This is a genomic window from Myroides sp. C1519 (genome assembly GCF_038039755.1).
In the GTDB taxonomy this organism is placed as follows: Bacteria; Bacteroidota; Bacteroidia; order Flavobacteriales; family Flavobacteriaceae; genus Flavobacterium; species Flavobacterium phaeum_A.
The window spans coordinates 82,014-94,079 of record NZ_JBBPHM010000002.1 but is presented as its reverse complement, the minus strand read 5'-3'; the positions used below and the strand labels follow the sequence as shown (position 1 = coordinate 94,079).

11 protein-coding genes and 1 tRNA gene are annotated in these 12,066 nt (G+C 32.8%); all 12 read right to left on the bottom strand.

Translation table 11 applies throughout. From position 1 onward, the window contains the following. Nucleotides 1-26 precede the first annotated feature (26 nt). Nucleotides 27-389, bottom strand: coding sequence for a hypothetical protein (locus AABL81_RS01825; RefSeq protein ID WP_158209493.1), 363 nt, complete (start codon nucleotides 387-389; stop codon nucleotides 27-29). A gap of 100 nt (nucleotides 390-489) precedes the next feature. Then, nucleotides 490-1,362, bottom strand: coding sequence for a helix-turn-helix domain-containing protein (locus tag AABL81_RS01820; protein WP_341340236.1), 873 nt, complete (start codon nucleotides 1,360-1,362; stop codon nucleotides 490-492). A 78-nt stretch (nucleotides 1,363-1,440) separates the two neighbouring features. Then, nucleotides 1,441-1,749 carry a hypothetical protein gene (locus AABL81_RS01815; RefSeq protein WP_158209495.1) on the bottom strand — a complete coding sequence of 103 codons (309 nt, stop codon included), beginning with the start codon at nucleotides 1,747-1,749 and terminating at the stop codon, nucleotides 1,441-1,443. Between the two features lie 141 nt (nucleotides 1,750-1,890). Continuing rightward, nucleotides 1,891-2,754, bottom strand: coding sequence for a sigma-70 family RNA polymerase sigma factor (locus AABL81_RS01810; RefSeq protein ID WP_090405022.1), 864 nt, complete (start codon nucleotides 2,752-2,754; stop codon nucleotides 1,891-1,893). A gap of 191 nt (nucleotides 2,755-2,945) precedes the next feature. After that, on the bottom strand, nucleotides 2,946-4,331 hold the full coding sequence (locus tag AABL81_RS01805; protein ID WP_341340235.1) for an NAD(P)/FAD-dependent oxidoreductase: 1,386 nt from the start codon (nucleotides 4,329-4,331) through the stop codon (nucleotides 2,946-2,948). Nucleotides 4,332-4,846: 515 nt separating this feature from the next. Then, a complete protein-coding gene (locus AABL81_RS01800; protein ID WP_341340234.1) occupies nucleotides 4,847-7,009 on the bottom strand; it encodes a polyribonucleotide nucleotidyltransferase in 2,163 nt (720 codons plus the stop codon). A 169-nt stretch (nucleotides 7,010-7,178) separates the two neighbouring features. Further along, entirely contained in the window at nucleotides 7,179-7,448 is a 270-nt protein-coding gene (rpsO, locus tag AABL81_RS01795; RefSeq protein ID WP_090405012.1) for a 30S ribosomal protein S15, read from the bottom strand. A 154-nt stretch (nucleotides 7,449-7,602) separates the two neighbouring features. After that, a complete protein-coding gene (locus tag AABL81_RS01790; protein WP_341340233.1) occupies nucleotides 7,603-8,058 on the bottom strand; it encodes a GAF domain-containing protein in 456 nt (151 codons plus the stop codon). A gap of 720 nt (nucleotides 8,059-8,778) precedes the next feature. Then, nucleotides 8,779-9,201 carry a CBS domain-containing protein gene (locus AABL81_RS01785; protein WP_341340232.1) on the bottom strand — a complete coding sequence of 141 codons (423 nt, stop codon included), beginning with the start codon at nucleotides 9,199-9,201 and terminating at the stop codon, nucleotides 8,779-8,781. 135 nt (nucleotides 9,202-9,336) lie between these two features. Beyond that, a tRNA-Arg gene (locus AABL81_RS01780) sits at nucleotides 9,337-9,410 on the bottom strand. Between the two features lie 10 nt (nucleotides 9,411-9,420). Continuing rightward, nucleotides 9,421-9,873: a GatB/YqeY domain-containing protein gene (locus tag AABL81_RS01775; RefSeq protein ID WP_158209500.1), complete on the bottom strand. Its 453-nt coding sequence runs from the start codon at nucleotides 9,871-9,873 to the stop codon at nucleotides 9,421-9,423. 89 nt (nucleotides 9,874-9,962) lie between these two features. Then, nucleotides 9,963-12,056: a cell division protein FtsZ gene (gene ftsZ, locus AABL81_RS01770; RefSeq protein WP_341340231.1), complete on the bottom strand. Its 2,094-nt coding sequence runs from the start codon at nucleotides 12,054-12,056 to the stop codon at nucleotides 9,963-9,965. Between the last annotated feature and the right edge of the window lie 10 nt (nucleotides 12,057-12,066).

Below are 12,066 nucleotides of genomic sequence, written 5' to 3'. Positions count from 1 at the left end.
CTACCTTAAAAAGCTAATATTAAAACTTATACGATTGGAGGTTGTAATACAAATGAACTATATAAGTAGTTATACAAGTTTAAATAACCACTGTGTTCAAAATCCTTTTTAAAAGAATAATCAACGAAGTCAAACTCTGTTTTATAAGTAAAAACAGGAATAAAATCTAAAAGAACAGTTGCCTTTTCTAAATGAACTGGGGCTTTTGTTTCTAATGTTTTATCAAGTTCCTTCGCTAAGTGACACTTCCCGTTACACTCTAATTGTGGTTTATCCACATTCTCACATAAAACGGTTGATATATAATCATAATTGACCATATACTCCACTACCGGCATTACCGGACGGAATATAAATACGAGTACTATGATGATATATAATTTTTTCACGTGCCAAAAATATTTAAGTATAAAATCTTATACTAAAGTTATCCCTCTTAAATCTATTGAAATTCACCAATAGTGAAACAAAAGGAATAAATATTGAAATTTAAGTAAAACTCTTGCGATAGTTTTCCGGTGTTATCCCCTCTTGCTTCTTAAAGAAAGTCACAAAATAAGAAGTACTATCAAAACACAACTCCCTTGCAATCTCATTAATATTGAAACTACTAAACTGCAATAATCGTTTTGCCTCTACTACTATGCGTTGTCTTACTATATGACCTGCAGTAACGCCCTTTTCCTGCTTGCAAAGTTTATTTAGGTAATTTGGGGTTACACAAAGTTTTTCTGCGTAAAAAGCAGGTGTTTTTGCTTCTTTAAAGTGTTGCTCAACTAAATCTTGAAACATTAGTATACGATTATTAACTGCAGTCTTTATCTGCTTATAATTATCTACCACACATTCCTTGTTTAGTGTTTGTAATTCGCACAAAAGAATATTTAAGTAAGAACGCAAAACCTTTTCACGATCTGGTCTTTCTGAAGCATGTTCAACATCCATCAATTCCAACAAAACAGACAACTTCCCTAAAACGCTTGGCTCTATTTGTTGTGAAGGCGAACTATCTGCTTGAAAGAAATCAAAAAAACGAAGTACATTTTCATGATACCTCAAAGAAAAGAATGACTCCTCAAAACAAATAAAACTTCCCTTACAATCTTTTAAAACATTGAATTTTACAATGTCTCCAGGTTTAATAACAATTACTTTTGAAGAAGTACCTGCTAACAAAAAGTCATTTACACTTAAACTATACTCTCCTTCTTTCAACACTAACAACATATAACTATTAGCGCGGAAGTACTCACACAAAATAGGGTGATCTACTAACAACGCATTCAAGCTTTTCATATAAAAAGAAGACTGATCTTGAGTAAAATAATTTAAAGCACAAGACTTTACTATCTTACTTGACATAAGAAATTTTGGTTTAATATTATACAATAGTACTCATCACTAAAATTTTAGCAATGAAATTAGTCCGATAAAATAATATTAAACGTAGAGGGGAGGACGAAGTACGCCATTAGAAAAAAGTCCAGCATATAGATTCTTATAACCATCTATTGCTAAACAATCTGAAGTAAAATCAACCTTAGAGTTTTGTTGAACTTCATTGGTATCAAAAAATAATAAAGAAAAAGCTATTGAACACAACTTCTTTGTGTCCTTTTCTTTTTGCTCTTCCGCTACTTTAGCCATCTCCTGCATTAAATAACATTTTCCGTTACACTGCATTTCAGGCTTATCTTTATTTATACACAAAACAGTAGCAATATAATCATAGTCCACTAAATAGTTCATTAAGGGAACTATCGGACGAAAGACAACTAACGTTATGATTATAAATAAAAACTGTTTCACATCACAAATATACATACCTAAAGGATAGAAACAAAGCATAAAAAAAGGCGTTACTTCTTTAGTAACGCCTTTGATAATTTCTTATCCTAAATAAGTTTTCAAGATTTTACTTCTTGATGTATGTTTTAATCTGCGAATTGCTTTCTCTTTAATTTGACGAACACGCTCTCTTGTTAAATCAAAAGTTTCTCCTATTTCTTCTAATGTCATTGGGTGTTGATCACCTAATCCAAAGTATAAACGAACAACATCAGCCTCACGTGGAGTTAATGTATCTAACGCTCTTTCAATCTCTGTTCTTAAAGATTCGTGAATCAACTCTCTATCCGGATTTGGAGATTCACCTGAACGCAATACGTCATATAAGTTAGAATCTTCTCCTTCTACTAATGGTGCATCCATTGATAAGTGACGCCCAGAGTTTTTCATACTCTCCTTAACGTCATTTACAGTCATATCTAATTCTACTGCAATTTCTTCTGCAGAAGGTGGACGTTCGTTAGATTGCTCTAATAAAGCGTACATCTTATTAATTTTATTAATAGAACCAATCTTGTTCAATGGAAGACGTACAATTCTTGATTGCTCAGCAAGAGCAGACAAAATTGATTGACGAATCCACCATACAGCATATGAAATGAACTTAAAACCTCTCGTCTCATCGAAACGTTGTGCAGCTTTGATTAATCCTAAGTTTCCTTCATTAATCAAATCGGGAAGTGTTAAACCTTGATTTTGATACTGTTTTGCAACAGATACAACGAAACGTAAATTCGCTTTCGTTAATTTCTCAAGAGCTCTTTGGTCACCAGCTTTAATTCGCTGTGCTAATTCTACTTCCTCATCAGCAGTAATCAAATCTACTTTACCAATTTCTTGCAAGTATTTATCAAGAGATGCCGTCTCACGATTCGTTACCTGCTTGGTAATTTTAAGTTGTCTCATATTATTTCTATCCTTATTTTCCGATTAATATCCTTGTGTCACATTTGTTATACGTACAAACGTTACAAAAGGTTACAAAAGTTTTATTCTTTTCCTACATTTAACACTCAATTAAGAAAAAAGCCCCAATTTAGATACTCTAAACTGGAGCTTTTTGTTACAATAACTATGCTATATTACAATAAATAAGCTTAGTAATTATTTGTTTTACTTAACTCTTCCTCATCTACTTCCACTTCATCTAAGTATCTTTCTAAACTATCATCCAACTCTTTCATCCAAGGCGTGTGATGTTCTTCAGCTGTTACACCTGTCATAACTGAAGTGTAAACTTTATCACGGTAATGTAAAATATTCACCTCTTTGTCATTCATCCAGCTTTTAAACATCTCTGCTACTTTGTCTAAATCGAATGTAGGATAATCAGTTAAGTCAATTAACTCTTTAATATATGCTGTTTGAAAATCGACGTGCTCTGGTCCAGTACTCGCAGCTTTTACAGCTTTCAACCAATTATTAATATCTTCATCACGTTTCTCTTTTGCAGGCAATGCAATTCTTCCTAACATATAATCACGGGCAAACCAAGCCTGAGAGTCAAACATATTGAATGTATAATATTGATCTTGCATCCCTAAGAACAACAATCTTTCATTTTCATTGAAAATAACTCCTTTATATAAATTATCAGGATACAAACTATTCTTTGTTTTTAATCGTAATTCATCAGGCAAGAAAGGGAATTTATGTTGATAACCTGTACATAAAATAACCGCATCAAAAGCCTTAGACGAACCATCTTTAAAATAAGCTACATTATCTTCAAAATGTGTAACTAAAGACCTCTCTTCTATTCCTTTTGGCCACTTAGCTCCAATAGCATTGGTACGATAAGCAATCGTTACTGATTTACTACCATGTTTAAAACATTGTACACCTATATCCTCGGCAGAATAACTACTTCCTATTAACAATACATCTTTATCTATAAACTGATCTGCCCCTCTAAAATCGTGCGCGTGCATTACTGTTCCAGGGAAATTATCAATACCTTTAAAATAAGGCATATTTGGCGTAGAGAAATGTCCTGTACCAATAACTAAATAGTCAAAAAACTCTTCAAAAGTTTCATTCTTAACTAAATCGTCAAAAACAACTCTGAACTGCTTTTTATCTTCTAAATAGTCAACCCATCTTGCAACTGTATTAAACTTAATAAAATCACGTGCTTTACTCTGTTTAATTCTTCCTTCTATATAGTCAAACAAAACCTCTCTTGGAGGGTAAGAAGAAATTGGAGTCTTGAAGTGATCCATAAAAGTATAATCGGCAAACTCTAAACACTCTTTTGGTCCATTAGACCACAAGTACTTGTACATACTCCCGTGTAAAGGTTCACCATATTTCCCTACACCTGTTCTCCAAGTATAGTTCCACATTCCACCCCAGTTATCTTGTTTTTCATAACATTTAATCTCTGGTATGGGATTTCCTTTTTTTTGTTCTGATTCAAAAGCTCTTAACATAGCTAATCCACTCGGACCAGCACCAATAATTCCTACTTTAAAATTTGACATAAATACATAATAAGTTTGTCCTCGTTTTCAATAAACGAAGAAATTAATAAATTAGATTGTTACTGATTACTCAGCCGAGATAGAATACTAACAGAAATAGCATCCTACATAGGACATCCAAAAAAACTATGGATGTTAAAACAGAAAGGGATAACGTCTTATGCCCTTATTAGGTGGATTTACATAATAATCCAATTTGAGATAGGTAGCAAAAAAGGCGCTTAAATAAGCATAAATACCTTTTAAAAAAGTATTCGCTACCTTTAGTAACATAGCTAATATATTAAATATTAACCAATTAAAAAAATACACAGCGATTTTTCAATTTTACACTATGGCGATATTTTATTAAAAAATGCTCAGTATTAGTAATTAAAAAATCACAAACTGTAATTAACAGTAATAACCCAACTGACACCCTATAAAATTATAGAAACCATAAAAATAGGTCTAAAACAAAAAAAGGGTACCTTTTATCAAGGTACCCTACTTTTTATGATAAAGTGAAATATAAATTATTTCGCTTGGTTATCTTTATTTGGAGTTTCGTCTTTTTTCTCTGCACGAGGTGGACGAGGCATTAAAGCTTTTCTTGAAACTTTAGCTTTTTTAGTTTTTGGATCAATACCTAAGTATTTAACCTCTAACTCTTCTCCCATTTTCAATACATCAGAAACATTTTCAACACGTTTCCAATCTAATTCTGATACGTGTAATAAAGTTTCTTTACCAGGTACAAATTCTACAACAGCACCGAAGTCTAACATTTTTACAACTTTTACAGTATATACCTCATTTTCTACTGGAGAGAATGTAATATTACTAATAGAAGATAATGCTTTATCCATACCTTCTTGGCTTGTACCTAATACTTCAATAATTCCGAAGTCACCTTCTTCATTAATAACGATTGTAGTACCAGTTTCAGCTTGTAAAGCTTGAATGTTTTTACCTCCAGGTCCGATCATTGCACCGATAAATTCTTTAGGAATACTAACAGTAACAATTTTTGGAGCTTTAGGTTTAACTGTTTCATTTGGAGTAGCAATTGTATCAGTTAATTTTCCAAGGATATGGATACGACCATCATGAGCTTGTTTCAAAGCTTGAACCATGATATCATAAGCTAATCCTTCGATTTTGATATCCATCTGACAAGCAGTGATACCATCTTTAGTACCTGTAACTTTAAAGTCCATATCTCCTAAGTGATCTTCATCACCTAAAATATCAGACAATACAGCCCAACGTCCAGTTTTGCTATCAGAAATTAATCCCATTGCAATACCTGAAACTGGTTTTTCAATTTGAATACCAGCATCCATTAAAGCTAATGTACCAGCACATACAGTTGCCATTGAAGAAGAACCATTAGATTCTAAAACCTCAGAAACCAAACGAATTGTATAAGGACAATCAGCAGGAATCATAGTTTTCAATGCACGTTGTGCTAAGTTTCCGTGTCCAACTTCACGACGAGAAACACCTCTTAAAGGTTTAGCTTCTCCTGTTGAGAATGGAGGGAAGTTATAGTGTAAGTAGAATTTCTCTTCTCCTTGTTCACTTGGCAAGTCAATAACGTTAGCTTCTCTTGAAGTACCTAATGTTACAGTTGCCAATGCTTGTGTTTCACCACGAGTAAAGATTGAAGAACCATGTGCTGATGGTAAGTAATCAACTTCACACCAAATAGGTCTAATTTCAGTAGTCTTACGACCATCTAAACGAATACCTTGATCTAAAATTAAGTTACGAACAGCCTCTTTTTGAGTTTTGTTGAAGTATTTACTAATTAAATCAGCTTTCTCTTCTCTTTCTTCTTCAGAAAATAAAGCTAAAACTTCTTCTTTTACTTCAGCAAATTTCTCGCTTCTTTCGTGTTTAGCACTTGCATGAGATGCGATTTCATATAACTTAGTATAAGCAGCATTATGAACAGCAGACTGGATGTTTTCATCTTCCTCTTCTCCTTCATATTCTCTATACTCTAAGTTTAATGCAGCACGCATTTTTTCTTGAGCTTCAATTTGCAATTTGATAGCCTCATGTGCAAATTTAATAGCCTCTACCATTTCAGCTTCAGAAATTTCTTTCATCTCACCTTCAACCATAGCAACAGAATCTTTAGAAGCACCAATCATCATATCGATGTCAGACTCTTCTAATTGAGCTTTACTTGGGTTAACGATAAATTGTCCGTTAATACGAGCAACTCTTACTTCTGAAATGTAGTTGTAAAATGGAATGTCAGACACAGCTAATGCTGCAGAAGCAGCTAAACCAGCTAATGCATCAGGCATAACATTTTCGTCATGAGACATCATCTGAATCATAACTTGTGTTTCAGCGTGGTAGTCATCTGGGAACAATGGTCTTAATACACGGTCAACAAGACGCATAGTTAAGATTTCTTGGTCACTTGGACGAGCTTCACGTTTGAAAAAACCTCCTGGAAAACGTCCAGCAGCAGCAAATTTTTCTCTGTAATCTACAGTTAATGGTAGAAAATCAACTCCTGGATTAGAAGTACGTGCAGAAACTGCTGTAGCTAAAAGCATACAGTCTCCCATACGAACAACTACAGATCCATCCGCTTGTTTCGCTAATTTTCCTGTTTCGATAGAAATAGTTCTTCCATCTCCAAGATCGATAATTTCTTTGGTTACCTTAGGAATCATAATAATTTAATACTTTAGGGTTTCTGTCTCTCCGAAGAGAGACATTAATAATTGTGTGTTGTGTTGTGTGTTGTTGTGTAGTTGTATGAAACCCAATGAAAAACCAGTCTTTTTTTGCCAAAAGGCTAAAAAGAAAAAGAGGCGCACAAGGGCACCTCTTCACTATTGATTATTTTCTAATATTCAATTCTTTAATAATCTCACGATATCTGTTGATCTCAGTTTTCTTTAAGTAGTCAAGAAGTCTTCTTCTTTTACCTACTAAAAGAACTAATGAACGCTCAGTATTGTAATCTTTACGATTTCTTTTTAAGTGCTCAGTTAAGTGAGAGATTCTGAAAGTAAACAAAGCGATTTGTCCTTCAGCTGATCCCGTGTTTGCAGCTTGTCCTCCGTGTTTAGCGAAGATTTCAGCTTTTTTTTCTTTTGATAAATACATGCCAATATTCTTTTTAAATGATTTTTATGCATGAACTATAGACGATCTATATTTCGATTGCAAAGGTAATTTTATTTTTTAATTTAAAGCATTATGTGAAGACTTTTTTTAAAAAGATTTTTATTGCTCCTCAAATACTTTTCAGCAAATCAAATTAAAACATACTGGCTACTTCTAAATTCAGGTTTTCCAAAAACTCTTGGTCTTTAGGTGTAAAAGCAGCTATGGTATGAGAATCAATATCTATCTGACCAATATTTACCCCCTTTACAAATAAAGGCACCACAATTTCTGACTTCACAGTAATACTACAAGCTATATAATTATCTTGCGCTGTAACATCATCTACTAAAAAAGTTGCGTTACTATTAGCCACTTGACCACAGATTCCTTTTCCAAAAGGTATTACAACGTGATCTGTTTCATCTCCAACATAAGGACCTAACTCTAATACCTTTTTATTGTGATCTGCAAAATAAAACCCTACCCAGTCATAATAAGGTATAGAGTCAAATAACAACTGACAAATCCCCAATAGTTTTTGCTCTTTATTTTTCTCACTATCTACAATAATATCTTTTGCTTGTTCTAATAATACTTTATAATCCATACTACAATTAAAATTACTTATGAATTCTAAAAATATAGAAAAACAAGATTAGTAAAGTTTTTTTAACAAAAGTATTTTTTATCTAATTCTGTTTTATACCTCATAAAAAAAGACTCCTACAAGAACAACAACAAAAGTTGAAAATAAAACTTGGTTAATCTAAAAGAGAAAAGACCTTATCTCTGCCCGTTCTAAAGTACTTTATTTACACATTGAAGAACTCAGAAGAAGTTTACATACTTCTATAATTAAAGTTGTAAATAATTTCTAAGAATGTATTTCGAAAGTCTTTAAAACAGTATAAAAGCTCTATTATCATAAGCTTCTTTGATACTTGTTTCACACAAATACCACACAAGTACCAGACACCTTCGGAAAAAAGGCTATTTTTCCGAACTTCTGTGGGACTTGAGTGGGAGATGTCTCGAACATAATACGTTTAAAACTACACTTTGATATGTTCTATATCACAAGAACATATCAATATATTATACTTTAAATCTTCGTTTACTTTATTTCTGACAAAAAAGAGTTGTCTACGCATAATCCACAACTTTGGCGCCTGATATAGTTTTATGAAGATTTATTTGTAGGGGTATTAAAAACAAAAAAGCACTAATGCAAATACATTAGTGCTTTTCTCAAACAACAATATGCAATTTTGTAGCCAAACTCACAAACTACAAAATCTATTTATTTTATATAGCAATTTTATTTTTCTTAAATGTATTGCTTCAGCAAATACTTAATTAAATCTGTTGTAGTTAAAATCCCTACTAACATATCTCCTTCCATAACAGGTAAGGATCTAAAATCTTTTTCAACTAATATTTCTGCCGCTTCTCTGACGTTTTCATCAGCTTGTATTGTAATAACATCCTTCACCATTACTTGTTCAATAGTAAACATATTATAAACAGTCATATCAATTATTTCATCATTCTCACCAACTGTTTCTGCTAAACTAATTTTCAACAAATCAGTATAACTTAAAATCCCTACAAGTTTGTTTCCAGAAACAACAGGTAAGTGGCGGATTTTATGTTTTTTAAACAATCCTTCTGCATAAGTAAGCGAATCTGTAATATTCAACTTAACAATATCAGAAGCCATAATACTCGAAACTGGAACTCTCTGTTCCATATCAGCACCTTTTTAGAATAGCCCAAAACTACTTCACATTTAGTCATTAAAATATGATTTTTATCATACTTTGTGATATTTGGTCAAATAAAAAAAGCGAAGTAAATACTTCGCTTCTCAATCTATATAATTTTGCGTCCGTGGGAGGTTTCGAACCCCCAACCCTCAGAGCCGAAATCTGATATTCTATCCAGTTGAACTACACGGACACTATATAATTTAGTTTGTCAATAAAGACTTTACTATAGTTGAAATTGTTTTTCCATCAGCTTTACCTGCTAACTCTTTTGATGCAAGTCCCATAACTTGTCCCATTGAAGCCATTCCACTAAAACCTCCTGTAGAAATAATCTCACTAATAACTTTCTTCACATCTTCTTCTGACATTTGCTCTGGTAAGAATTGCTCGATAACAGCTACTTGTGCTAACTCTGGTTCTACCAAATCCATACGTCCTTGTTCTGAAAATATGTTTGCACTATCCTTTCGTTGCTTAACTAATTTCTGTAAAATTTTAATTTCTTCTTCTTCAGTTAGCTCAGTTTGTGCCCCTGATTGAGTTTGGGCTAATAATAACTCAGACTTAATTGCTCTAAGTGCCTCTAAAGCTACTGTATCTTTAGCTTTCATTGCACTTTTCATTGCATCCATAATCTTAGATTGTAAACTCATATCAAATATTTTATTTAAGTGCAAATATATAAAAAAGCCCGAAAAAAGTATAACTTTTTCGGGCTCTATATATAAGGTCTGTCCTAATATTAATCTACATTGTCATGTAAAAAAGAATTATTCGATCTTAATTTAGCATCGTTATTACTATCAACACCGAAGCTAACTCTTGATTTTCCAGTTACATCATCTGTATCTTTCAAATCTACTCCACTTCTTTTATAAGCTGGTTCACGCTCTAATTCAGTTAACTGATTATTTGTGTTATTAAACTTATAATTAAAGTCTTTCATCTTTTTTCTTCTTTCAGCAGCACGACTTCTTAAAGTAAACTCTTCAATACTCATTTCCATTGGGTTTACTTCATCCAATTCTTCATCTAAAACAATTTCTGTTTCGTTTACAATTGGCTCAGCTTTTACTTCTGACTTTACAGAAAACTTGAATTCTTCTGCAATATCTTCTTGATGTTTATTTACAGGTTTAGCAGCAGATAATTCACTTTCTTTTTCAGTATAATCTTCTAAAGTAAAACGAATAACTTCTTCTTTTGGAGCAAGAGTATTTCCTACTGTTACTTCATTTGCAGATAAATGTGACGCAAAAGGTTGTGCGTTTTTTTCTTCTACAGATAAACCTATTGGTTCAACCACTCTCTTTTGAGTTGTATTAATAACTGTTAAAGGTTCTGCTTTTGGAGCTACTATAACAAACTCAGGATCCACAACTTTAATATCACGAATGTCCTTAGCTTTATTAGAAACTTGCTCTACTGATAAGTTAACATTCTTTTTAACCTCTTCTTTCGGTGTTACATTTTCAAAAAACACGTCTAAATTTGAAGCTTCATTTGTTCTGTCAATGATAGTAAAATCATTTTCTCCTGTTGGTAAAACTGGATCTCCATCTTCAGGATCATCACCACCGTCTAAATAATCATCGTCATTATCGTCTTCATCAAAATCATCTTCTAAATTATAGATAGTGATTTTTTCTTCTTTAGGCTCTTCTGCTTCTTCTGTTTGACCAAAAGTATTAGCGATATCAGTACTACTTAAAGCTGATAAAGGTTCATTTGGTGTAGAAAAACTAAAAGAACTTAATGGCGCAGCTGAAGATAAATTTCTTACTGCTTTTTGCTCATCATCTAAAGTATGAATAATCATCTTTGGCTCAGATGTAGTAACAATATTCTTTTGTTGCTCTATATTGAAACCTGTAGCAATAATTGTTACAGAAATAGCTTCTCCTAATGTATCATCTTCACCAACTCCCATAATGATATTAGCATTATGACCAGCTTCAGTTTGGATGTGATCATTAATTTCTCCAATTTCATCAATAGTAATCTCATTTGAACCAGAAACGATTAATAATAATACGTTTTTAGCTCCTGTAATTTTATTATCATTTAATAAAGGAGAATCTAAAGCATCTACAATAGCGTCTTTAGCTCTTGTTTCACCTGAAGCAGTTGCTGATCCCATTATTGCAGTACCACTATCAGACAATACTGTCTTAGCATCTTTTAAGTCAATATTCTGTGTATAGTGATGTGTAATAACTTCAGCAATACCACGCGCAGCAGTAGATAAGACTTCATCAGCTTTGGAGAAACCAGCCTTGAAACCTAAGTTTCCATATACTTCACGTAATTTATTATTATTGATAACAACTAATGAATCTACTTGCTTACGTAAACGCTCAACACCTTTTAAGGCTTGTTCTTGTCTTACTTTTCCTTCAAATTGGAAAGGAATCGTTACAATTCCTACCGTAAGAATATCTCTCTCTTTAGACAATTGAGCAATTACTGGAGCTGCACCTGTTCCGGTACCTCCACCCATACCTGCTGTAATAAATACCATTTTAGTATTTACATCAAGCATCTTTTCAATTTCTTCTATACTTTCAAGAGCAGATTGCTGTCCTACTTCTGGATTAGCTCCAGCCCCAAGTCCTTCAGTCAAGTTAACACCTAATTGAATTTTATTAGGTACTGTACTATTTTCTAAAGCTTGTGAGTCAGTATTACAAACTATAAAATCTACACCCTTAATACCTTGCTTAAACATGTGGTTAATGGCGTTACTTCCACCACCTCCAACACCAATTACTTTAATAACGTTTGATTGGTTTTTTGGTAAATCAAACTTTATTCCTCCAAAATCTGTATTCTCCATATACGTAGCG